We start from the raw sequence: 21,885 nt of genomic DNA, 5'->3' as shown, positions 1-21,885 counted from the left end.
ATGAAGACCCTTGAACGACCCCGCACCTCCGCCGCCGGCAGGTCCGGCGGCGGGGAGGGCGGCCGGCCCCGGACCGAGCGGCCGTTCTGGACCGCCCGGCGCCGGGATCAGCTCGCCGGCTACCTCTTCATCGCACCGCAGCTGATCGGCTCCGTGCTGTTCGTGCTCATCCCGCTCGGCCTGGTCGTCTGGTACAGCTTCCACGAGTGGAACGTCCTTGCCGGCACCTTCCACTCGGTGGGGGGCGACAACTACCAGAAGCTGCTCGACGACCCGAAGCTGCCCGGTGTCCTGAAGTCCACCGCGCTCTTCTCCGTCGGGCTCGTCGTCCTCAACCTGACGCTGGCCCTGGCGCTCGCGGTGCTGCTCAACCAGAAACTGCGCGGCAGCGTGGTCTTCCGCACCCTGTTCTTCTCCCCGGTGGTCGTCTCGCTCGTCGCGTGGACGATCGTGTGGGGCTTCCTGCTGCAGAAGAACGGCGGCATCAACGCGGGCCTCGACGTCTTCGGCATCGAAGGGCCCAACTGGCTGCGCAGCGAAGGCACTTCGATGGCCTCGGTGATCGTCGTGCAGGTCTTCAAGAACGTCGGCCTGAACATGGTGCTCTTCCTGGCCGCGCTGCAGGGCGTACCGCGTGAGCTGTACGAGGCGGCGACGATGGACGGCGCCGGGCGCTGGCGGCAGTTCTGGAAGATCACGATGCCGATGATCAGCCCGACGGTGCTGCTCACCTCGATCATCACGGTGGTCGGCTCGCTCCAGGTGTTCGCCCAGATCGCGGTGCTCACGCAGGGCGGACCCAACAGCTCGACGACCGTCCTCGTCTACTACCTGTACCAACAGGCCTTCAAGTTCCATCACTTCGGATACGGCGCCACGCTCTCGGTCCTGCTGTTCGTGATCGTGCTCGTGCTGACCGTGATCCAGTGGCAGATGCGCAAGAAGTGGGTCTTCCATGAGTCGTAAGCTCTCGCCCCGCGCCAAGCTCGTGCTCTACGGGGTGCTGCTTGTCCTCTGCGTCCCGTTCGTCTTCCCGACCTGGTGGATGGCCAGCTCCTCGCTGAAGCCGGTGAGCGAGGTCTTCGCCTTCCCGCCGTCGCTGCTGCCGGGCAACCCCACGGCCTCCGCGTACGAGAAGGTCTTCGAGCTGCAGCCGTTCGGGCAGCAGTACTTCAACAGCATGTACATCGCGGTGGCGGTGACGCTCGGCACGCTGGTCGTGTCGTCGATGGCGGGCTATGCCTTCGCGCGGATCCGCTTCCGCGGTCAGAACGTCCTCTTCCTGGTCGTCCTGACCGGTCTGCTGATCCCCAGCGAGGTCACGATCGTCCCGCTGTTCCAGATGTTCAACGACTGGGGCATGATCGACACCCATTGGCCGCTGGTCCTGGTGCCGATCCTCGGCGCGCCCAGCGTGCTCGCGACCTTCATCATGCGGCAGTTCTTCCTCGCGCTGCCGGGTGAGCTGGAGGAGGCCGCGCGGATGGACGGTCTCGGCCGGTTCGCCATCTACTGGCGGATCGCGATGCCGCTGGCCCGGCCCGCGCTGGCCGCGGTGGCGATCTTCACCTTCCTGCACAGCTGGAATCTGTATCTCGAACCGATCGTCTATCTGACGACTCCGGAGATGTTCACGCTCCCGCAGGCGCTGACGCAGTACGTGGACGCGTACGGCGGCCCGATGTGGAACGTGCAGCTGGCGGCGGCTTCGCTCACCGCCTTCCCGGTGCTCGCGGTGTTCGTCTTCGCGCAGCGGCAGTTCGTGGAAGGGCTGGCGCATACGGGGCTGAAGTGACGGGCATTTCCAGGGGGTTTCCCGGAACACCGGCGCGCATCGCTGTGGGGGCGGTGCGCGCCGGCCTTCGTACACCTACGCCTTGCGGCTGAGCGCCTCCGCGCCCGCGTAGCGCGCCGAGTCCCCCAACTCCTCCTCGATCCGGATGAGCTGGTTGTACTTCGCCGTACGGTCCGAGCGGGACAGCGAGCCGGTCTTGATCTGGCCGCAGCCCGTCGCCACCGCCAGGTCCGCGATGGTGGTGTCCTCCGTCTCGCCGGAGCGGTGCGACATGACGACCGTGTAGCCGGCGCGGTGCGCGGTACGGACCGTGGCCAGGGCCTCGGAGAGCGTGCCGATCTGGTTGACCTTCACCAGGATCGAGTTGCCCACGCCGGTGCGGATGCCGTCCCGCAGCAGCGCCTCGTTCGTACAGAACACATCGTCACCGGTGAGTTGGCAGCGCTCGCCCACCTGCGCCGTCAGCTCCCGCCAGCCGTCGAGATCGTCCTCGGCCATCGGGTCCTCGATGGAGACGACGGGGTACGTGTCGATCAACTTCGCCAGGTAGGCGGCATGTTCGGCGGGTGAGCGCCGTACGCCCTCGCCGACGTAGTCGTACATCCCGTCCTTGAAGAACTCCGAGGACGCCGGGTCCATCACCAGACCGATGTCCGCGCCCGGCCGGTAGCCCGCCCGCTCGATCGCGCGGACCACGAAGTCGAGCGCTTCCTCGGCCGTACGCAGGGACGGAGCGAATCCGCCCTCGTCGCCCACCCCCGTGGCGTGGCCGGCCGCGAGCAGGTCGCGGCGCAGGGTGTGGAAGACCTCCGAGCCGATCCGTACGGCGTCGGCGAAGGTCTCCGCACCCATCGGGGCGATCATGAACTCCTGGAAGTCCAGCGGATTGTCGGCATGTGCCCCGCCGTTGACGATGTTCATCATCGGCAGCGGGAGCAGGTGGGCGTCGGCCCCGCCGAGGTAGCGGTAGAGCGGCAGCCGGTGGGCCGCCGCCGCGGCCTTGGCGGTGGCGAGGGAGACGCCGAGCAGGGAGTTGGCGCCGAGCCGGGACTTGTCCGTGGTGCCGTCGAGGGCGACAAGGGCCGCGTCGAGGCCGGACTGGTCCTCGGCGGCGCGGCCGCGCACGGCGTCCGCGATCTCGCCGTTGACGTGGGCCACGGCTTGGGCGACTCCCTTTCCGTGCCAGCGCAGCGGGTCGCCGTCGCGCAGTTCCACGGCTTCGCGTGCGCCGGTGGACGCTCCGGAGGGGACCGCGGCGCGGCCCAGGGAGCCGTCCTGAAGGGCGACGTCCACTTCGACGGTGGGATTGCCGCGGCTGTCGAGGATCTGGCGGGCGGTGACGGCGGCGATGGTGGTGCGGACGGCTATGGACGGCATGGAGTTCATGGCGCGGATGGCCCTTCCCGTTGTCGGTTGCCTCGACCTGCTTCGTTGCGACGACGGTGGCGCGGGGCCGGGCTGACGCTCAAAACTGTACAGCATTGCTGTGCAGTCTTGCTGAGCAGTTTCGCTGTACAGCTGTGCTGCACAGTTCAGCTGCGCAGTTCCGCTGCTGGGTTAAGCTGGGGCATGCCCACCCCGGAATCCGCCGCCCTCGCGGCTGAGCTGCGCACCGTGATGGGCAGGCTCGCGCGGCGCGTCAAGCACGAGGACCAGCTCCCCGTCGGCCAGGTGGCCGTGCTCGGCGCCCTCGACCGCGACGGAGCGATGACCACCAGCGATCTGGCCGCCGACCAGCGCGTGCGCCCGCAGTCCATGGCGCGCGCCGTGGGGCTGCTCCTGGACCAGGGCCACATCACGCGCAGGGCGCACCCCACCGACAAGCGCAAGACGCTGGTCGAGCTCACCGCTACGGGACGTGCCGCCCTGGAGGCGGAACGGGGCCGCAGGGCCGGCTGGCTGGCTCAGGCCATCGAGGGCGAACTCTCGCCGGAGGAACGGGAGTCACTGGCCCACACCGTGGCTTTTCTGAACCGCCTCGCTGCCCGCTGAGGCGGGTCTCTCGCCGCTTCGTGTTGCGGGCGGTCAGTCTTGGTCGACCTGCACCAGATACCCCACGAACTCGGACTCCCCGCTGTCGCGCACCCACTGCTCCGCCTCGTGCACCGCGGTGAGCGTCCCGCTCCCCGGCACCGGATGCCGCGTACGGTCGGAGGCGGTGGCGTAGCGGCAGTGCACGTACTGGATTCCGGTCACCGTTCCGGTCGCCCGGTGCGTCGTCTCCGGGTCCACGTCGCCGTGGTGCCCCTCCGCGGCGTCCACCTGCGCGGCGGCCTGCGAACCGAGCACACCGGCAAGCCAGTTGCGGTCCGGCTCGCGCACCGCCCAGTCGACCCGTTCCCCGAGGGAGAAGGGCGTACCGCAGCATTCCATCTGCCAGCTGTCCATCCAGACCGTCATCGCACCCATGGGACGTGTCTATCAGCGCGACGGCGCCCGCCGGTCGCGCCGACCCACCGCCGCACACGGAAATCCGATGGCCCGGCGGCCCGCGGGCGACAAGAATCCGGGCATGACCTCGCTGCCCCTGCCGACCCACTGGCCCCTCTCCGGCCTGCGCCTGACCACGCCGCGGCTCGAGCTGCGGCTGCCGGACCTCGACCAGCTCGCCGCGCTCGGCTCACTGGCCGCCGACGGGGTGCACGACCCGGCGGTGCAGCCCTTCACCGTGCCCTGGACCGATGCCGAGCCCGCGCAGCGCGGCCGCAATGTGCTGCAGTACCACTGGCGCTGCTGGGGCGAATGGCAGCCGGAACAATGGGTGTTGAACCTGGTGGTGCTGCACGACGGCATCGTCGTCGGTACGCAGGGCATCAGCGCCCGGGACTTCGCGGTGTGCCGCGAGGTGAGTACCGGATCCTGGCTGGGCAGGGCCCACCAAGGCCGGGGCCTGGGAACGGAGATGCGCGCAGCCGTCCTCCACCTGGCCTTCGCGGGTCTCGGCGCGCAGCACGCCGTCTCGGGCGCGCTCGACCACAACACGGCCTCGCTGACGGTCTCCCGCAAACTCGGCTACCGCGACGACGGCGTGGAGCGCCACTCCGTACGCGGAACAGCGGCCCTGGTGCACCGCCTGCGCCTGACTGCCGAGCAGTGGCAGGAACGGCAGCAGGTGCCGGTCGGGGTGGAGGGGCTGGCGGCCTGCCTCCCGTGGTTCGGTGCCGCAAGCCACGACAGCGGCGGGCAGGACCGCACCGCCTAGGATCCGATCATGCCGGCATCCGCATCCCTGGCCATCGCCCAACGCTCCCTCGGCGACCCGGACATCCGCTACCCGCTGTGGCCCCCGCTGCTCAAGGGCTGCCCGCGCACCAGCTCGGACGCCATGTCGTACCCGGTGGAGGTCGAGTACGACCACACGCGCGTGCCGGCGGACTTCTTGTCCGGTACCGGAGCCGGTTTTGGATTCGGCACCGGAGCGGGCCTTGACCGCTGGAGCGCGCTGCTGCCCCCGCTGCTCGCGCCCACGCTCGGCGAGGGCGGGACTCCGCTGATCGACATCGGCGGCGGCGTGTTCATCAAGGACGAGTCCCGCAACCCGACGTGGAGCCACAAGGACCGCCTGAACCGCTGCACCGTGAGCGCCGCGCTCGGTGTGGACGCACCCGGGATCGTGGTGGCCTCCTCCGGCAACCACGGCGCGTCCGCCGCGGCCTATGCGGCCCGCGCGGGCCTGCGCTGCGTGGTGCTCGGATCGGCCGAACTGCCGCCCGCGGTCGCCTCGTTCCTCACCGCGTACGGCGCTGTCGTGCTGCCCGTGCCGGTCGAGCACCGCTGGCCGCTGACCGAGCGCATCGTCGACCACTTCGGGTTCTTCCCGGTCAGCAACCTCACCCCCTTCCACACCGGGAGCTCCTTCGGCCCGGAGGGCTACAAGACCGTCGCGTACGAGATCGCCGCCGAAGTCGGCGTCCCGGGCGCCGTGTTCGTGCCGACCGGCTACGGCGAGCTGCTCTTCGGCATCGGGAAGGGCTTCGCCGAGCTCCGGCAGCTCGGTCTGACCGACCGGGTCCCGCCGCTGTACAGCTGCGAGCCGGCGGCGGGCGGTCCGCTGGCCACGGCGGTCCGGCGGAAGGTGCCGGGCGCCCAGGTACCGGTCGGCGCGACGGACGCGTACGGCATCGACTGCCCGGTGAACAGCTATCGCGGCGTGCTGGCCCTGGAACGCAGCGGCGGCCGCCCGCTCCTCGTGGACGACGCACAACTCCGCGCGGCTCAGGAGGAACTGGCCGCACAGGGCCTGTGGTCGGAGCTCTCGGCCGCAGCGGGGCTGGCGGGACTGCGGTCCGCGGCGCCCGAGGTCGAGGGCCCGGTGGTGTGTGTGACCACGTCGAGCGGCTTCCAGGACATCGGCGTGGGCGCCCGGACGCTCGCCCCGGTCGATCCGTCCTGGGAATCGGTCCTCGACCGGCTGACCGCCGCGGGGATCGGCCCGGCCTGATCTGCCGTACGGGGGCGGCCCTGCCTGATCTGCCGTACGTCGTACGGAGGCGGCCCTGCCACCGCGCGCCCTCATCCCGGCAGGTGCCCGGGCCGCAGCTCGTCCAGGACTACCCGTACCGCTGCCCTGGGCGGCACTCCTCGGCGCAGGGCCGCGGTGATGCGGCGGCTCACCGGTGTGGCGAGGGGCCGGGTCGTCACCTGGTAGCGCGGGTCCACCGCCAAGCCGGGCAGCAAGGTGATGGAGAGGCCGGCCTCGACGTGCTGCAGCGACATCAGGTAGTTGCTGAAGCGGCACACCACCCGGGGTTCGAACCCCGCCTGGCGGCAGAGCCGCAGGGTCAGGTTCGCCATGTACGACTGCGGGATGTCGAACGCCCAGGACTCGTCCGCGAGCGCCGCGAGGTCGATCGGCCCGCGGCCTGCCGCGGCGGGGTGCCCCACCGGGAGGACCACCAGGACCGGGTCCGTGGCCAGCGGCACGAGGTCGAGGTCGGGGCCGAGCGGCAGTTCGTCGAAGTCCGTGGTCGTGATCACCAGGTCGGCGTCGCCCACGCGTAGCGCGGGCACGCTCGCATGCGGTTCCAGTTCGAGCAACTCGACGTCCAGGTGCGGGTGTTCCCGTGCGAGCCGGGTCACCGCCGGCACCGCCATGCTGTGGATCGCACTCTGGAAGGCACCGAGGCGCACGAGCCCCGACGGCTCCTCGCCGAACCCGCGCAGCTCCGCCTCGACACTGTCCATGTGGTCGAGCAGCGCCCGGGCCCTGCGGGCGAGGATCAGCCCGGCGGAGGTCAGCCGCACTCTGCGGCCGGTGCGTTCCAGGAGCTGTGTACGCGTCTCCGACTCGAGGACGGCCAGCTGCTGGGACACGCTCGACGGGCTCATATGGGCGGCCTGGGCCACCGCGCGGACCGTCCCGAGCGTGTCCAGCTGGCTGAGCAGGCGCAGCCTCCAGGGGTTCATCATGCCGCCATTGTTGTGCGGTTCTGCCGTACAGGAAGGGCGGAAGTGTGTGATGGACGCGATGCTCGCGGCGAACCTACGGTCGAAGGCATGAGCGCATTCACGGGCAAGGACACGAGCGCAATACCGGGCGAAGGCACGAGCGCCACGCCGGGCAAGGACACGGACGCACCCACGGGCGACAACTCGCCCACCCCCGCCGCCGCTTCCGGCTTCTGGGCCGACGCCGACCGGCATCTCGTCCGCTACGGCGGGGCGTTCACCCGCGAGATCATCGAGCGCGCCGCCGGCAGCTTCGTGTACACCGCGGACGGCCGGAAGATCCTCGACTTCACCTCCGGGCAGATGAGCGCGATCCTCGGCCACTCCCACCCGGAGATCGTCGAGACCGTCCGCCGCCAGATCGGCAGCCTCGACCACCTCTACAGCGGCATGCTCAGCCGCCCGGTCGTCGACCTCGCGCGCCGCCTCGCCGCAACGCTGCCGGCGCCGCTGGAGAAGACCCTGCTCCTGACGACCGGCGCCGAGTCGAACGAGGCCGCGATCCGGATGGCCAAGCTGGTCACCGGCAAGCACGAGATCGTGTCGTTCGCGCGCTCCTGGCACGGCATGACCCAGGCCGCCGCATCCGCGACCTACAGCGCGGGCCGCAAGGGGTACGGACCCACCGCGCCGGGCCACTTCGCGATCCCCGTACCGAACGCGTACCGCCCCGACTTCACCACCACCGACGGCGCCCTCGACTGGCGGCGCCAGTTGGACTTCGCCTTCGAGATGATCGACGCGCAGTCCACCGGCAGCCTCGCCGCCTGCATCGTCGAGCCGATCCTCAGCTCGGGCGGCATCATCGAACCGCCCGAGGGCTACCTCGCCGCCCTGCGGGACAAGTGCCGCGAGCGCGGCATGCTGCTGATCCTCGACGAGGCCCAGACGGGCCTGTGCCGCACGGGCTCCTGGTACGCGTTCGAGCGCGACGGCGTCGTACCCGACATCCTCACGCTCTCCAAGACCCTCGGCGCGGGACTGCCGCTCGCGGCCGTCGTGACCAGCGCGGAGATCGAACAGGAGGCGTACGAGCGGGGGTTCCTGTTCTTCACCACGCATGTCTCCGACCCGCTGCCGGCCGCCGTCGGCAACACCGTCCTCGACGTCCTGGCCCGCGACGGTCTCGACGCACGGGCGCGGTCCCTCGGTACGTATCTGCGCAAGGGGCTCGAAGAGCTGGCGGACCGGCACGAGGTCGTGGGCGATATCCGCGGCCGCGGGCTGCTCGCCGGGATCGAATTCGTCGTGGACCGTGCGACCAAGGAGAGCTCGGACGAGCTGGGCGCCCGCGTCACCCGCCGCTGCCTGGAGCTCGGCCTGCACATGAACATCGTCCAACTGCCGGGAATGGGCGGCGTGTTCCGCATCGCGCCGCCGCTGACCGCGACGGAGGAGGAGCTCTCACTGGGCCTGGCGATCCTCGACGAGGCGATCGTCGACGCCACGGCGTGAGGACAGCACCAGATACAGCACCGCCGCCGACGCAAGCCCCACGGCCCATCCGTAATCCGACAGCGGCTTCAGGAACGGGATCAGCCCGTCCTCGGGAAACGGCCCTTTGCCCGGCGCCGAGTGCGAGCCCCCGACCGCGAGCAGCGCGCCGACGGTGAACGCGAGCACGGCACGCCAGTTCCACCCGCCGCTGTACCAGTAGCGGCCCTCCTTCACGTACAACTCCCGCAGCGCGAGCCGGGTGCGGCGCAGCAGCAAGTAGTCGGTGATCGAACTCAAGCCACCTCAGGTCGATGGCGAGCAGCTGCGCAAGGTTCATGCAAGGTCCGTACAGGGTCCGCCTGCGACGTTGTACCCGCATCCCTGCACGTTCCAGAACCAGACACTGCTCGTAGGGGGAATCACCATGCGTAACTACAAGAAGAAGACTGCGTCCGCTGTGCTCGGTGGCGCCATGGCTGGAGGGCTTCTCCTCGCGGGTGGGTCACCCGCTGCCGCGACCTCATGCAGCCTTACGGCCGGCAATGTACTGAAGACCAGCGGCGCCCGTGTCACCGGATACGGTGCCTGGAGCGGCGACTGCGGTTACATGAAGATCAGGATTCAGCAAAAAGTCCTGGGGGTTTGGTTCACCAAGAACACCGACGGCTTTGACGCCAGTGACGAGAAGGTCGGCACCGTTGCCGTGTCGACCCCTTGCAGCGGTACTCAGACCTGGCGGGTATGGATTGACGGGGAGGGCACCGACCCCAGGACCGGCTCCTCCAAGTCGATCACCTGCTAAGGGAGACTCTGAAGAGTCTCCCTTAGCAGCCGGGCGGAGGGCTGCCGGGCCGGTCAAGCCGACCCGCTAGCTCCCTCAAGCGCCGGCGACGGCTACTCGCCGTCCGGCGGGATCAACTCGTAGTCCGCACCCTCGGGAATCTTGGGCGGCTTGGCCCAGCCGTTGCCGGACCTGGCCTCCCCCGGCGCATGTCCAGCAGCTCATCGCCGTCCATGTCGGGCCCCAGGGCCCACATGACGGTCATGGAGCCCTCCGCGTACTGGAAGCTCGAGCCCTTCGGGCTCGTCTTGAGGGTCAGGCCCCGCGAAGGCCTTCTGTGCGTTCAGCTTGATGATCTCGCCGCCCGGGACCCAGGCATCGACGGTTCTCTGGAAGCTGACCTTCCAGTCGGCTTCAGGCACGTTTCGTCCTACGACAATGCCCCCGCCGAAGCAGGGGCTCGCTAAGTTGCCCCTGGGATCACGAACTCCAGGAGGCCGTTGTGGATGTGTTACCGCCGCAGGAAGCCGCTCACGAGCGCTTCATCCGTCGCTCCTTGAAGTTCCGGGCGGAATACGAGCACGGCCCCGGCAGCCGTGGTCGATGCAGGTCAGGCGCCACTGAGTGCAATGTTTGTGGTTGCTCCCATGCACCACACAGCGCCGCGAAGTTGTACGTGGTCCAGTGCCGCTCGGCGACCGGTACGGGCTTGAGGTCGTCGTTGGCGTACGCGCTGTCGGTGGGATAGGCGCCGGGGGCCAGCTCGACCTGGCCGTCGGCGGTGACCAACTGGGTTGCGGGGACGGCTGGTTCACCCACGTGGGGTGAGGGGTTCGCGTACGTCATGCCCGGTCCATTCCTCTTGGGGAGTGTTGAGGATTGCCCTGACGTGCTCTGACGTGCTTCGACCTGCTTCGGCGTGCTCCGACCTGCCCGGCTTGCTCTGACCTCTGACCTGCCCGGCTTGCACACCGGTCATCCCATCGCGGGGATGACCTCCTGTCCGTAGACGTCGATGACCTGCTCGCGAGCGTCGTGCATCGCGTACACGGCGAACTGGTCGACGCCCAGGTCCCGCAGCACACGCAGCTTCTCGAGGTGCGCCTCGACCGGCCCGAGCAGACAGAAGCGGTCCACGATCTCGTCGGGGACGAAGTCCGTGGACGGGTTCCCGGCGCGGCCGTGGTGGCTGTAGTCGTAGCCCTCGCGCTGCTTGATGTACGCCGTGAGCGCCTCGGGGACGAGACCCGAATGTTCCCCGTAGCGGGCCACCAGGTCGGCGACGTGATTGCCGACCATGCCTCCGAACCAGCGGCACTGCTCGCGGGCGTGCGCCAGATCGTCGCTCACGTAGGCCGGTGCGGCCACACAGATCTTGATGTCGGCGGGGTCGCGGCCCGCGGCCGTGGCGGCGTCACGGACCGCGCGGACCATCCACTCCGTGAGGAAGGGATCGGCGAGCTGGAGGATGAAACCGTCGGCCCGCTGCCCGGCGAGCGCGAGCGCCTTCGGGCCGTACGCCGCCATCCACACCGGCAGCTTCCCGTCCCGCACCCACGGCAACCGCAGGGCCGCACCGTCGACTTGGGCCTCGCGGCCCTCCGCCAGGTCACGGATGGCATCGATCGCCTCGCCGAGCCGCGCCAGGGTGTTGGGCTTGCGCCCGGCCACCCGCATCGCCGAGTCACCGCGCCCGATCCCGCACACCGTGCGGTTGCCGTACATGTCGTTCAGCGTCGCGAACGTGGAGGCGGTGACCTCCCAGGTGCGGGTGCCCGGGTTGGTGACCATCGGCCCCACGGTCAGCCGCTGCGTCTGGGCCAGGATCTGGCTGTAGATGACGAAGGGCTCCTGCCAGAGCACGGCCGAGTCGAAGGTCCATCCGTAGCGGAAGCGATTGCGTTCGGCCCGTTTCATCAGGCTGACGACGTGCGCGGCCGGCGGGTCGGTCTGCAGAACGAGTCCGAAGTCCATGCTGGTGCTCCTGTTTCGAAGCCCACGTCAAGCCCCGTTTTTCCGGGGCGAGTCCGCAGGCCGGGGCCACCGAGAAGCGACCATCGTGGACTTGTTCCAGGGCGTTGGCAAGAGGGCTCTACGCGTGTCCACCCAGACGGTTTCAGGCGGTCTGCCGCCGTACGCGGTAGGCGAGGTGGAGCACGCGGTCGCCCTGGATGACGACGTGGGGGTCCTCGAGGAGGTGCTGGGCGTCGACCGTGCCGAAGTAGCGCTTGCCGGAGCCGAAGACCACCGGTACGACGTCCATCGCGATCTCGTCCACGAGGCCGAGCGCGAGGGCCTGCCCGCCCACGTCGCCGGCCGCCACGCCCACGTTGCCCTCGCCCGCCAGTTCCTTCGCCTTGGCGAGCGCCCGGGTGACGTCCCCTTCGAAGTGGTACGGGGCTTCGGGATGCCAGCCGTCGGGCTTCGGCCGGTGCGAGACGACGACCACGTGCCGGCCGGTCGGGGGCTTGCCCTCCCAGCCGTTGGTGAGGTCGAACAGATGTCGGCCGATCACCAGGGTCCCGATGCCGTCCCACACGGGCTTCACATACGCGGCCGAGACCTTCGAGACGCGCAGGCCCGGGCCGCCGAGGTCCACGTCGCCGTTGGCGTACCACTCGAAGAGCGGGCCCGGGTCGTCGTTCTTGTCGGCGATGAAACCGTCCACGGAGACAACGTTTTGCATGACTACCTTGCTCATGACAGCTCCCGGGTGCCGGTGGGCCTGGGGTGGCCCTTCATGGGGACAGACCGGTTGCGCGCCGGAAATTCATCGGGGCTTGGATCTGCGGGGCGTCCAATCGTGGTGAGCCGCGGTGTCGAGCATCCGGTGCATGGCGGCCAGGTTGAGACCCAGCCCCGCCAGCCGCCTCACCCACCCCGCTCCACGGACGGCCAAGCCGACCCAAGGTACTGCTCCGTCTGCCGCTCCAGGTCCTCGAGGTGGTCGTCGAAGTGGACCGTCACGCGGCTTCGGTAGTCGGCGAGGAGGGTGCGCAGGCCGGTCAGTTGGCGTTCGAGGGTGAGGCGGGAGCTGGTGAGGGCTTCCAGTTCCGAGCGTTTCGCGCGGATCTCGCGGTCCAGGGTGTGGAGGTGGTCGGCGGCCGCCTGTTCGGCGTGTGCGGAGGCCTGGGCCGCTCGGGCCGTCGCTTCCTGTTCCAGGTGGCCGGCCTTCGCGCGGGCCTCGTCGATGATGCGCTGGGCCTCGGCGCAGGCGGCGGCGATCGCCTGGCCCGCGGTGCGGTCGGCCAGCGCGATGATGCGGGCGGCGTCGTGGCCGGTGTCCGCGGGGGCGGGGTGCCGGCGGCGGAGGTCGGCGTTGTCGCGGTGGAGGTGGGCGAGGGTGTACTCGACGTCCTGGAGGAAGGTGTCCACCTCGCCGAGGTCGTAGCCCTCGCGCAGACGTGTGGTCGTGAACCACTTGTGGTGGACGTCGTCGGGGGTCAGCAACGGGCGCTGCTGACCGGGGACTTCGGGGTGCCGGTCGATCACGTCGTGCGCGTTCACCTCGTGCGCGTTCACCTTGTGCTCGCTCAGCGCGCGTTCGGCCACCTCGTGCTCGTTCACGTATGCCTCACTTCCCTGTCTGTACCGGTCCGGAGCGTGCAGGCCTCAGTGCGCCGCCAGCAGCAGCGCCCCCGTCGCGAGGACCGCCGCCGTAGCCGTCGCGCGATGCCAGTCCGGCGGGCGGCCGTTCGCGTGGCGGCGCAGCGCTAGGCGCACGCCGACGACCGCGTGGCGCACGATGATCCCCGCCACCACGGCGAGCGCCGACGGCAGCAGTACTGCGGGGAAGGGGTGCAGCACACTCAGGAGTACGCCGAGGGCTGGGCCAAGGCACGCGAGGGCCAGCCAGGGAAGCGGACCCTGGCCGCTGTCCTGGAGCATCACACCGAGCGTCAGACCGTTGCCGACGGAGAGCACGAGCAGCGCGAGGAAGACGGGGACGGAGAGGATCAGGGCGAGGGTCGTCCCCTCCATGACGCGGTGCACGCCGAGCGCGGCCGCGGTGCCGAGTCCGGCCGACACCACACCGGCCGTCTCGGTGAGGCGGCGGTGCCGTCCCGGTGCGTGGCCGGGGTGGGGGCGGGCGCGTCCGTGGCCGCGGGTGCACAAGCCGACCACGGCGTACGAGGCGAGGGCGACCGTGGGCGGCAGCCAGCCGGGGACACCGAGGAGCACGGTCTCGCGCCAGGCCTCAGGGGCGAGGTCGAGCAGCACGGCGGCGAGCATCAGCGCAGAGGCGGTGAGCAGCAGCAGTCCCGCCTGGGCGCGGGCCCGGCGGACCAGCGCCACGGTGGAGGCCGTGGCCATGGCGCAGCAGCCGACGGCGACCCAGATGCGGTGCTCGATGAACTTGAGCAAGGAGTGGAGGGTGGTGACGGAGGTGAGGGAGGTGACGGACTCCGGCAACGGCATTTCTGTACCTCTTACGCCGATTCCTGACGGGGCGCCAGAATCACTAGCTTTTCGCGCATTTAGTGCATCGCTCACGAAGGTGCCCAGCAGGGTCGCCGGTCAATCCTGGAGCTCCTCACGGACTGGCTGCCCGGGCGGCCGTGGTACCGGGATGGTCCCGAGGGGCCGCGGCCCTCCTGGGCGGGCGGGTTCCGGCTCGACGACCCCGAGGGCGGGGTCGGGATCGAGTTCATGGTCGTCAGCGATGCCGGTGCGCCGTACGGCGGTGCGTCGCACAGCGGCGCGGAGGAGGCTTCGTATCTCGTCCCGATGACCTACCGCGGCGCACCGTTGCAGGGCGCCGACGAGGCCCTCATCGGCACCACGGAGCACGGCGTGCTCGGCAAGCGGTGGGTCTACGACGGGGGCCATGACCCGGTCCTGGTCGGTGAGTTGGCGGCGCTGATCGACGGCCGCGCGAAGGCACAGGCGCAGAGCGTCAGCGATCAGGAGGACCGTGACGTCCGGGTCGCGTACGAGGGTTCGCCGTTCGGGGCGGCCGGGATCGGGGCCGTCACCGACACGGAGAGCGGGACCGGGATCCGGCTGACGAGCGGTGCGACGCTCCGGCTGGTGCGTGCGCTCGCGCCGGGAGGAGACGGTCACGTCAGCGGTGTGTGGCAGCGTGCCGATGCGTCGCAGGTCCGCGGCCACTCCGTCACCGTGCATCCGGGAGCCTGACCGCACGCGCCCCATGTGCCCCTTCAACCCCTGTGGGATCATCGCTCGCAGGGAGAAGGGGGCCGGGAGTTGAGCACGAACAAGGACGAGTCGTCCATACCGGACGAGGAGTGGGAGCGCTTCCTGCGCGAGGCCGAGGCGGGCAGCCCCGGCGCGCCCGAGGAACCCTCGGCGCGGGCGCGGATGGTCGCGGAGCGACTGCGCGACACCCCCGACGGCCCGCAGGGGTGGCGTGCTCACCAGCCCCCGCGGCAGCGGCGGTTCAAGACCAGGCAGGTGCTTGCGCTGCTGCTCGCCGTGGCCGGCCTTGTCGTGGCGCTCACGCCCGGCGCCTTGTCCGGCTGGTTCGGCGCCGGCGGCACGGACGACCGTCCGCTCGCCGCGGAGTCCGCGCGTCCGTCCGGAGCGCCGGCGGGCGGCGGTGCCGAACAGCCCACCAGGGACGAGCCGTTCAAGGGCTCCCCGGCCGCCCAGTGGGCCGACGGGGCGGACGGCATCCATGTGCCCGAGGCGCGGGCGACGGGCTGGATGGACAAGGCCGCGGTCGCGGATGCCCTCGACAAGTCCCGAGACTTCGTCGTCGCGTCGAATCTCGATCCGGCCGTGCTGCGCGGCAAGCGTCCGGACGCGGCGATCGGCCTCGTCAACCCTCGCCAGGCGGACGTCAAGCCGCTGCTGACCACCGCGTTGACCGAGCCGACCCGCGACAACGACCCGCTGCTCCTGTTCACGCGCTACCGCACCGACGAGGTCGAGCTCGTCGGCGAGGCCGTCAAGACGCGCGGCCGGCTCTCGTACGAGGAGGGCGAGTACGGCGCCCTCGAAGTGACCGCCGACGTCACCTTCGTCTACCCGTTCGCCCGCGTCGAAGGCGGCAGCGACGAGGTCACCCGCACCATCGTGCGCCGTGAGCTGGTGCTGAGCTGGGACGACCCGTCGAAGGTGCGGACGGAACGCGGCACCTTCTCGTTCTCCTCGTACAAGGTGCATACGACCAACGGCGGTTGTGACGTCATCGGCTTCCTCTCCCCCACCTTCGCCGAGGACCACGAACGCGGCGGCGGGGACGAGGGACTCGACCCGTACGACCGCAGCGAAGGTCTCGAGGGGACCGGGCGCGGCGGGGAGTGCGGGACCGCGAGCCGTTCCTGAACGCGGGGCCAGGGCCTGCCTTGTGGATCCGCCCTGGGCCAGGGCCTGCCTTGTGGATCTGCCCTGGGCCAGGGCCTGTCCTGTGGATCAGGCCCTGACTCAGGCTCCGCGCTTGATCTGCCGGAGGATGCTCTGGTCGGCGATCTCCGTATCGGCGGCGAGCAGCAGGGCCTTGCTGAGGATCAGGCCGAGCCGTTCGTCCTCGAACGGCAGGAACACCTGGCCTCCCTTGGTGGCCCGGCGGCGGTCCGGCACGATGCACAGGTAGGCGCCGTCCGGCTCCATCAGGATGTTCGCCGAGCCGAGATGGATCCGGTACGTGGTCAAGTCGCCGCGTACGACGAGGAAGCGGCCGTCGAGCGTGCAGCGCTCGGCGATCTTCAGCCGGGGCAGCAGTCGCGCGAGCACCTCCTTGCGCCCCTCGGCGGTCTCGGTCAGCTCGGCGAATCCGGCGCGCTCCCAGTAGGCGCGCTCGGGCCCGCCGTCGGTCCAGTCGGCGTCGGCGGCGATGGAGCAGACGCCGACGAACAGGTCCACATCGCGCATGGCCTCGCTGAACACCAGCGGTGGCACCTCGGCGAGCGGCGCCTCACGCCAGGTCCCCGACTCCCGGCGCTGGAAGCGGACTTGGTCGGTCGAGGCGAGTTCGTGCGCACCTTCCGTGTCGGTCCAGAGGTGGCGGAACGTGACCCGCCACCGGCCCGAGTCCACGAGCCGCTCGGCCCAGTCCTCCTCACCGGCGTCCCAGCCGCCGAGGAGTCTGCTCTGCCAGCCCCGGGCCCGGAACAGGGCGAACATCTTGCGGTAGTGGACGATATGGGCCGCGAAACGGTTGGAGTAGACGCGGGTCTCCTCCTCGGCCGGGGTGAGGAGGTAGATCTCGCGGAAGGCCTGCTTGAACGGCTGGCGCACCTGACGTTCCGTGAGCAGTTCACGCCACCGCCGTACGGCCTCGGGCTCCGCCCGCTGGGGATGCCACAGGCGTACGCGAGCGTCGGCGGGGGCCTCGGGGAGGTCGGCGTCGGCCTCGGGCAGTACGGTCTGCCAGCGGTCGGGCCCGAGTTCGATCTCCCAGATCAGCCGGCGCACGAGGGTCCGGGCGAGCGGATGCCCGGCCAGCTCGGAGCGCCACAAGGCGTACGCGTGGGTCGCGTCGTCGACGACGAAGCTTCCCTCCAAAGCCCTCAGCAGGGTGGCTAGTTGGGCGTTGACGCGCTTGACGAGATCGCGCAGTTCCTTGACGAGGTCCCCGTGGTTGCGCCGTACGGCGGCCGGGACGCTCTTGACCGTGCGTCCGTCCTTCTCCCAGGTCAGCACGGCGGTGTCGGTCACGGTGACCACGCCCTCGTACTCTCCGGCGGACCTGCGCACGACGCCGTCGTCGTCGAAGTCGAGACGCGGCAGACGCAGGGCCACCTCGGTCCGTTCCGCCAGCGCGATGTCGGCCTTCTTCAGCATCTTGTCGAGCTGCTTGGGCACGCCGGCGTGGCGCACGGTCCGGCGTACGGTGCGCAGGGCGGCGACGAGTTCGGGGGTGGGGAACTCCTTGGTGGCGCGGGCGATTTCGTAGAGCAGGGCCTGCGAGGGCAGCGTCTTCGCGGTGCCGGGAGCCAGCGCGATGCCGGGCAGCAGCCGTGCGCACACCTCGGGCAGCCAGTCCTCGTCCCGCACCAGGGCGACTCGCAGCGCATCGCCGAGGACAGTCACCTCCCGGTCCGTGAAGGCCTTCTCCGGCTGGTACGGGATCTCCCGGGCCTGTATCGCCTCGGCGCGCGCGGCCGCGGCTTCCAAGGCGCGGCGGGCGAAGGCGACGTACGCGGGATGGGCAGCAGCGCTGAACCACACGTGCGCGTCCGTCTCCACGAGCCGGTGGTCCCGGTCCATGCCGGCGAGCCGTCGCTGCGCGGCCGGATCGAGTCCCGCCCGCACCGCCATCTCGTCGGCGACGATCGGCCCGCTCTTCCGCGCCACCGTCGCGACGGCCGCCCGCACCGTCTCCTCGCCCGCAAGGCGCGCGAGCGCGAGCAGCGCGAACGGCTGACGGAACGGCTGGTGCTCACAGGCCGACTCGACGAGGGAGCGGGCCAGTTCGGGCGCGTCGGGCACGGGGTCGATGAACCCTTCGATCACGGGAAGCAGCTCCCTCAGATCCACCGGCCGGCCCGCGCGGCACTCCTCGATGAACACCTCGAAGATCCTCCGCACGGCGTGAGGCGCATACCGCGCAGTCCGCTGACGCGCCGCGGCCATCACGGACGCCCGCACGCGCACCACCTCCCACGGAGCCTGCTCAGGACCCGCGTGGAACGCCGCCGCATGCAGGGTCCCGAGCTCGTCATCGCCGACCTCGCTCAGCTCGACGGGCTCCCGCACATCGAGCCGGGCGTCGGAATCGGTCAGCGCCCGCAGCAGTCGTTCCGCCTCCGGGCTCATCGGGCACCCCGCTCGATCTGCCGGCGGATCGTCGCGTCAGTGATCTTCGTGTCGGCGGCCAGCATCAGCGCCTTGCTGAGAATCAGCGAGAGCCGCTCGTCCTCGAAGGGCAGGAAGACCTGACCGCCCGTTCGCGGCGAGCGCGCCGCCGGGACGATGCAGAGGTAGGCGTCATCGGGCTCCATGAGGATGTTCGCCGAACCGAGATGGATCTTGTACGTGGCCAAGTCGCCGCGGACGACCAGGAAGCGGCCGCCGAAGGCGCAGCGGTCGGCGAGCTTCGTCAGCCGGGGCACGATCCGCTCCAGGGCCTCGCGACGGATCTCGGCGGTGGCCGTGAGGGCGCCGAAGGTCGCGGTCCGCCAGTAGTCGGTGTACCGGTCCTCGCCGCGGTCGGTCCACTGGGCGTCGGCGGCGATCGAGGTCACGCCGACGAAGAGGTCGACATCGCGCATGGCCTCGCTGAACACCGGTGCCGGCACCTCGTCGAGCGGCGCCTCGCGCCACTGCCGGCCGTGGCGGCGCTCGAAGCGGACCTGGTCGGTGGCGGCGTGGTCCGGTGAGTAGCGGAAGTCGTCCGACGCGGGCTCGTGGTGGAACAGCGCCCGCCACGCGCCGTCCCCGAACTCGGCCCGAGCGGTGCCGTCGTAACCGCCGTCGTGACTGCCGAGGTAGTTGGACTGCCAGCCGCGCACCTTGAACAGGGCGTACAGCTGTTGGTAATGCACGATGTGCGCGGCGAAGCGGTTGGAGTAGAGGCGGGTCCGCTCCTCGGCCGGGGTGAGCAGATAGATCTCACGGAAGGCCTGCTTGAAGGGCTGGCGCAGCCGGTCGGTCATCAACCGCTCGCGCCACGCGCGGACTTCGTCCGACTCGGCCCTGATCGGGTGCCAGAGCCTGACGTGTGCGGCGGTGCCGTCTTCCGGTCCGGCGCCCGGCGCGGCGGCCCGCCACGCGCCGGTCCCGTCGCGGAACTCCCAGATCAGGCCGCGGACCAGCACCCCGGTGACCGGGTGGTCGCGGTAGTGGCGGCACCACTCGTCGTACGGCCATACGCGGTCGCTGGACAACAGGCCCTCCACGCGGGCGCGTTCGCTCGCGAGGGTGCCGCGGAGCTCTTTGGCGTACGCCTTCAGCTCCTTGAGCTCCTCGGGGAATCCGTCCTTCACGGCTGCGGGTGCGGTGCGGGAGATGGTGCCGTCGGGGCGGGTGAAGGTGAGGCGTACGGTCGTGGCGTCCTCGATCTCGATCCGTATGCGATGGTCGCCCAACTCCCTTACCAGCGAGCTGCCCTCGCCCAGCCCATGGCGGGGCACGCTGCGCTCGACGAGCTGCTGGGGGGTGATGCCCTGCTTCTCCGCGGCGGTCGTCAGGGCGGTGTCGAGCTGCTTGCGCAGGGCGCGGTGCTTGATCTTCGCCTGGAGCCGCCAGAGCTCTTCGAGGGAGGCGGGGGCGCCGGTGTCGGCGAGGGCGTTGATGGCGGCGCCGGAGAGCTTGAGGTCCTCGATGACACCGCGCTCGGCGCCGCTCACCCGCAGGGCGAGCGCACCGAGGTGACGTACCGCCTCGGGCCCGCCGGTCAGGGCTGCCGCCCAGACGGAGCCCCGGGCGAGATCGGTGTCGTTGCTGTGCACGACGTAGTGATAGTGGTAGTCACCGCCGATCCAGGCCGTGTGCGCGCCGTGGTCCCGGGTGCACAGGGCCTCTCCCTCGGCGAGGTTCCGGAGCGTTGCGGCGACGAGCTCGTCCGCCTTCGCGGCGGCCACGAGGTCGAGACAAGTCCGCCGCCACTTCTGTGTGGGCCGCGGGGACGACAGAGCGGCGAGGTGCCGTACGAGAGCGGCGAGTTCGGCCGCCCGCCCGGCCCCGACACGTTCCCTGAGCGCTGCCGCCCAGGGCGCGTCGGCGGGTACGCGCGTCAGCGCATCCGGCCGCACGCCATCGAGCACATCTCGCTCACGGGCCTCGCCCGCCAAGGTCTCGTTCACCATGCGGGGATCATGGCAGGGGGGTCTGACAACGCGCCCGCAGGGCCGAGCTGACCACCGGCACCGGCGCTGTCGAGCAAGGGTGGGCCGGTGGCTGACCGGCCCACCCTGAGGTGTCGAGGTCACACGGTCAGCGCCTGGGCCGCCTCCGCGCCCTCGGTCCCGCGCGCCTTGCGCTCGGGCCCCCGCAGCGCCACGTAGACGAATAGCGCGGCCATCACGAACACGCCCGCCCACATGGCCTGTTGCCAGCCGTCGACGAAGGACTCGCGGGCCATGCGGACCAGTTGCTGCGCCTGGGGGCCGGCGGTGTGGGCGGCGTCGAGGGCGTTGGCGACGCCCTCGCGGGCGGGGCCCGCGGCCTCGGGCGGGAAGCCGTCGAGCCGTTCCCCGATCGCGTCGCGGTAGCCGGCGGAGAGGAGTGCGCCGAGCAGGGCGATGCCGAGGGCGGTGCCGAACTCGCGGGTGACGTCGTTGAGCGCGGAGGCCACGCCCTGGCGTTCCTGGGGCAGCGAGGAGGTGATGGCCTCGGTGGACGGGGTCATGGACAGACCCATGCCGAGCCCCATGGCGAGCATGCCGGGCAGCAACGACGGATAGCCGCCGTCGACGGAGACGAGCGCGGCCATGAGGCCGAGTCCCGCTCCGGACAAGGCGATTCCGGTGGCCATGGTGGCCTTGGGGCCGACGCGTTCGGCGAGCTTCGGGGCGAGCCCGGACGTCATCATCATGAGGACGGCCATGGGCATCAGGGCCGCGGTGGACAGCAGTCCGGACCAGCCGAGCACGACCTGGAGGAACGGGAAGAGGACGACGAAGATCCCGGCCTGCACGCCGAAGACGGCGAGCAGCGTGAGCGAACCGCCGGCCAGTCCACGCGCACGGAACAGGCGTACGTCGAGCAGCGCGCCCTCGCGGCGCCGCAGCTCCCAGAGCACGAAGAACACGGCGGCGAGCGCTCCGACAGCCAGGCTGACCAGCGTCAGCGGCTCGCTCCAGCCGCGCTCCGCCCCCTCCTGCAGGAAATAGATCAGGCCGACGACAGCGGCGACCGAGGCCAGCGCTCCGGTGGTGTCGTACGCGTGACGGGAGTGCTCACGGGAGTCGGGGACGGACCGCAGCGTCATCGCCAGGGCCACCGCGACCAGGACGACGGGCAGCACGAACAGCAAGCGCCAGTTCGCGACGTCGACCAGGGCGGCCGACAGGAACATGCCCAGGATGCCGCCGCCTCCGGCGACCCCGGTCCAGATGCCGATGGCGCGGCCGCGTTCCTCCTCCGGGAAGGTGGAGGTGATGACGGCGAGCGTGATCGGCATGATCATCGCGGCGCCGATTCCGCTGACCAGGCGGGCACCGAGCATGACCTCGGTGGAGGGCGCGAGCCCGCCGGCGACGCTCGCGAGACCGAAGAGCACCAGGCCCGCGATCAGCATGCGCTTGCGCCCGAGCCGGTCGCCGAGCGCACCGAGGGGCAGCAGCAGCGCGGCCAGGGTGAGCGTGTAGAGGTTGATCATCCACAGGATCGCCGACTGCGAGGCACCGAATTCCACGGCCAGGTCGGGCTGGGCCACGTTCAGGCCGGAGACCGAGGCGATGACGGCCATCAGCGCGATGCAGACGGCGATCAGGACGGAGCGGCGCCGCAGCTCCCAGAGCACGAAGAACACGGCGGCGAGCGCTCCGACAGCCAGGCTGACCAGCGTCAGCGG

The 21,885-nt window shown here is 70.6% G+C and carries 19 protein-coding genes and 2 pseudogenes; 9 read left to right on the top strand and 12 right to left on the bottom strand.

The window, feature by feature from the left end:
- A complete protein-coding gene (locus tag G6045_RS19870) occupies positions 1-966 on the top strand; it encodes a carbohydrate ABC transporter permease (RefSeq protein WP_165333350.1) in 966 nt (321 codons plus the stop codon).
- Entirely contained in the window at positions 956-1,795 is an 840-nt protein-coding gene (locus G6045_RS19865) for a carbohydrate ABC transporter permease (RefSeq protein WP_165333349.1), read from the top strand. The genes G6045_RS19870 and G6045_RS19865 overlap by 11 nt, the downstream gene beginning before the upstream one ends.
- A gap of 75 nt (positions 1,796-1,870) precedes the next feature.
- Here G6045_RS19865 and eno read toward each other — a convergent pair whose 3' ends face one another.
- On the bottom strand, positions 1,871-3,172 hold the full coding sequence (eno, locus tag G6045_RS19860) for a phosphopyruvate hydratase (protein ID WP_165333360.1): 1,302 nt from the start codon (positions 3,170-3,172) through the stop codon (positions 1,871-1,873).
- Positions 3,173-3,364: 192 nt separating this feature from the next.
- Here eno and G6045_RS19855 point away from each other — a divergent pair, with 192 nt between their 5' ends.
- Positions 3,365-3,787 carry a MarR family winged helix-turn-helix transcriptional regulator gene (locus tag G6045_RS19855; RefSeq protein WP_165333348.1) on the top strand — a complete coding sequence of 141 codons (423 nt, stop codon included), beginning with the start codon at positions 3,365-3,367 and terminating at the stop codon, positions 3,785-3,787.
- Positions 3,788-3,820: 33 nt separating this feature from the next.
- On the opposite strand, the gene G6045_RS19850 is transcribed toward G6045_RS19855, so the two are convergent.
- Positions 3,821-4,204 carry a DUF6578 domain-containing protein gene (locus tag G6045_RS19850; protein ID WP_165333347.1) on the bottom strand — a complete coding sequence of 128 codons (384 nt, stop codon included), beginning with the start codon at positions 4,202-4,204 and terminating at the stop codon, positions 3,821-3,823.
- On the opposite strand from G6045_RS19850, the gene G6045_RS19845 reads away from it, so the two are divergent.
- Both G6045_RS19845 and G6045_RS19840 read left to right on the top strand, forming a co-directional pair.
- Positions 4,203-4,997: a GNAT family N-acetyltransferase gene (locus G6045_RS19845; RefSeq protein WP_328707832.1), complete on the top strand. Its 795-nt coding sequence runs from the start codon at positions 4,203-4,205 to the stop codon at positions 4,995-4,997. The two genes, G6045_RS19850 and G6045_RS19845, sit on opposite strands and share 2 nt — an antisense overlap.
- Positions 4,998-5,006: 9 nt before the next feature.
- Positions 5,007-6,236: a threonine synthase gene (locus tag G6045_RS19840; RefSeq protein ID WP_165333346.1), complete on the top strand. Its 1,230-nt coding sequence runs from the start codon at positions 5,007-5,009 to the stop codon at positions 6,234-6,236.
- 71 nt (positions 6,237-6,307) lie between these two features.
- Here G6045_RS19840 and G6045_RS19835 read toward each other — a convergent pair whose 3' ends face one another.
- Positions 6,308-7,204 carry a LysR substrate-binding domain-containing protein gene (locus G6045_RS19835; RefSeq protein ID WP_165333345.1) on the bottom strand — a complete coding sequence of 299 codons (897 nt, stop codon included), beginning with the start codon at positions 7,202-7,204 and terminating at the stop codon, positions 6,308-6,310.
- A gap of 87 nt (positions 7,205-7,291) precedes the next feature.
- Here G6045_RS19835 and G6045_RS19830 point away from each other — a divergent pair, with 87 nt between their 5' ends.
- Positions 7,292-8,698 carry an aspartate aminotransferase family protein gene (locus G6045_RS19830; RefSeq protein ID WP_165333344.1) on the top strand — a complete coding sequence of 469 codons (1,407 nt, stop codon included), beginning with the start codon at positions 7,292-7,294 and terminating at the stop codon, positions 8,696-8,698.
- On the opposite strand, the pseudogene G6045_RS19825 reads toward G6045_RS19830, so the two are convergent.
- Positions 8,648-8,968: pseudogene (locus tag G6045_RS19825) on the bottom strand (cytosine permease); the annotation flags it as partial. The gene G6045_RS19830 and the pseudogene G6045_RS19825 sit on opposite strands and share 51 nt — an antisense overlap.
- On the opposite strand from G6045_RS19825, the gene G6045_RS19820 reads away from it, so the two are divergent.
- A complete protein-coding gene (locus tag G6045_RS19820) occupies positions 8,964-9,482 on the top strand; it encodes a hypothetical protein (RefSeq protein WP_165333342.1) in 519 nt (172 codons plus the stop codon). The pseudogene G6045_RS19825 and the gene G6045_RS19820 overlap by 5 nt on opposite strands.
- 636 nt (positions 9,483-10,118) lie before the next feature.
- Here G6045_RS19820 and G6045_RS41530 read toward each other — a convergent pair.
- From G6045_RS41530 to G6045_RS19795, 5 genes and pseudogenes are all read right to left on the bottom strand, one after another.
- A pseudogene (locus G6045_RS41530) lies at positions 10,119-10,307 on the bottom strand (nitrate reductase); the annotation flags it as partial.
- Between the two features lie 129 nt (positions 10,308-10,436).
- Complete coding sequence (locus G6045_RS19810; RefSeq protein WP_165333341.1) at positions 10,437-11,435, bottom strand: TIGR03842 family LLM class F420-dependent oxidoreductase; 999 nt, start codon at positions 11,433-11,435, stop codon at positions 10,437-10,439.
- A 142-nt stretch (positions 11,436-11,577) separates the two neighbouring features.
- A complete protein-coding gene (locus G6045_RS19805) occupies positions 11,578-12,162 on the bottom strand; it encodes a dihydrofolate reductase family protein (protein ID WP_165333340.1) in 585 nt (194 codons plus the stop codon).
- Between the two features lie 170 nt (positions 12,163-12,332).
- Positions 12,333-13,028 carry a DivIVA domain-containing protein gene (locus G6045_RS19800; RefSeq protein WP_165333339.1) on the bottom strand — a complete coding sequence of 232 codons (696 nt, stop codon included), beginning with the start codon at positions 13,026-13,028 and terminating at the stop codon, positions 12,333-12,335.
- Positions 13,029-13,073: 45 nt separating this feature from the next.
- Positions 13,074-13,880, bottom strand: a complete 807-nt coding sequence (locus tag G6045_RS19795; protein ID WP_165333338.1) for a hypothetical protein — start codon at positions 13,878-13,880, stop codon at positions 13,074-13,076.
- A gap of 66 nt (positions 13,881-13,946) precedes the next feature.
- Between G6045_RS19795 and G6045_RS19790 the strand changes: the two genes are divergently transcribed.
- Together G6045_RS19790 and G6045_RS19785 are read left to right on the top strand one after the other, a co-directional pair.
- Positions 13,947-14,600, top strand: a complete 654-nt coding sequence (locus tag G6045_RS19790) for a maltokinase N-terminal cap-like domain-containing protein (RefSeq protein WP_165333358.1) — start codon at positions 13,947-13,949, stop codon at positions 14,598-14,600.
- Positions 14,601-14,669: 69 nt separating this feature from the next.
- Entirely contained in the window at positions 14,670-15,752 is a 1,083-nt protein-coding gene (locus tag G6045_RS19785) for a hypothetical protein (RefSeq protein ID WP_165333337.1), read from the top strand.
- A gap of 99 nt (positions 15,753-15,851) precedes the next feature.
- Here the strand turns inward: G6045_RS19785 and G6045_RS19780 are convergent, their stop codons facing one another.
- From G6045_RS19780 to G6045_RS19770, 3 genes are all read right to left on the bottom strand, one after another.
- Positions 15,852-18,185, bottom strand: coding sequence for a DUF4132 domain-containing protein (locus G6045_RS19780; RefSeq protein WP_165333336.1), 2,334 nt, complete (start codon positions 18,183-18,185; stop codon positions 15,852-15,854).
- A complete protein-coding gene (locus G6045_RS19775) occupies positions 18,182-20,176 on the bottom strand; it encodes a DUF4132 domain-containing protein (protein WP_165333335.1) in 1,995 nt (664 codons plus the stop codon). Before G6045_RS19775 ends, G6045_RS19780 begins: the two co-directional genes overlap by 4 nt.
- 119 nt (positions 20,177-20,295) lie before the next feature.
- The gene (locus G6045_RS19770) at positions 20,296-21,843 is read right to left on the bottom strand and encodes an MFS transporter (RefSeq protein ID WP_328707833.1); all 1,548 of its coding nucleotides are present in this window, start codon (positions 21,841-21,843) and stop codon (positions 20,296-20,298) included.
- Positions 21,844-21,885: the final 42 nt, after the last annotated feature.

The sequence above is a fragment of the Streptomyces mesophilus genome (assembly GCF_011044995.1).
In the GTDB taxonomy this organism is placed as follows: domain Bacteria; phylum Actinomycetota; class Actinomycetes; order Streptomycetales; family Streptomycetaceae; genus Streptomyces; species Streptomyces mesophilus.
The sequence above is the reverse complement of the archived record's forward strand: the minus strand, read 5'-3'. Positions and strand labels throughout refer to the sequence as shown.

Bases quoted from the DNA above. Each gene is read 5' to 3' on its own strand.
- G6045_RS19870 (WP_165333350.1), top strand. From the start codon at position 1: ATGAAGACCCTTGAACGACCCCGCACCTCCGCCGCCGGCAGGTCCGGC.
- G6045_RS19865 (WP_165333349.1), top strand. From the start codon at position 956: ATGAGTCGTAAGCTCTCGCCCCGCGCCAAGCTCGTGCTCTACGGGGTG.
- eno (WP_165333360.1), bottom strand. From the start codon at position 3,172: ATGCCGTCCATAGCCGTCCGCACCACCATCGCCGCCGTCACCGCCCGC.
- G6045_RS19855 (WP_165333348.1), top strand. From the start codon at position 3,365: ATGCCCACCCCGGAATCCGCCGCCCTCGCGGCTGAGCTGCGCACCGTG.
- G6045_RS19845 (WP_328707832.1), top strand. From the start codon at position 4,203: ATGGGACGTGTCTATCAGCGCGACGGCGCCCGCCGGTCGCGCCGACCC.
- G6045_RS19850 (WP_165333347.1), bottom strand. From the start codon at position 4,204: ATGGGTGCGATGACGGTCTGGATGGACAGCTGGCAGATGGAATGCTGC.
- G6045_RS19840 (WP_165333346.1), top strand. From the start codon at position 5,007: ATGCCGGCATCCGCATCCCTGGCCATCGCCCAACGCTCCCTCGGCGAC.
- G6045_RS19835 (WP_165333345.1), bottom strand. From the start codon at position 7,204: ATGATGAACCCCTGGAGGCTGCGCCTGCTCAGCCAGCTGGACACGCTC.
- G6045_RS19830 (WP_165333344.1), top strand. From the start codon at position 7,292: ATGAGCGCATTCACGGGCAAGGACACGAGCGCAATACCGGGCGAAGGC.
- G6045_RS19810 (WP_165333341.1), bottom strand. From the start codon at position 11,435: ATGGACTTCGGACTCGTTCTGCAGACCGACCCGCCGGCCGCGCACGTC.
- G6045_RS19805 (WP_165333340.1), bottom strand. From the start codon at position 12,162: ATGAGCAAGGTAGTCATGCAAAACGTTGTCTCCGTGGACGGTTTCATC.
- G6045_RS19795 (WP_165333338.1), bottom strand. From the start codon at position 13,880: ATGCCGTTGCCGGAGTCCGTCACCTCCCTCACCTCCGTCACCACCCTC.
- G6045_RS19780 (WP_165333336.1), bottom strand. From the start codon at position 18,185: ATGAGCCCGGAGGCGGAACGACTGCTGCGGGCGCTGACCGATTCCGAC.
- G6045_RS19775 (WP_165333335.1), bottom strand. From the start codon at position 20,176: ATGGTGAACGAGACCTTGGCGGGCGAGGCCCGTGAGCGAGATGTGCTC.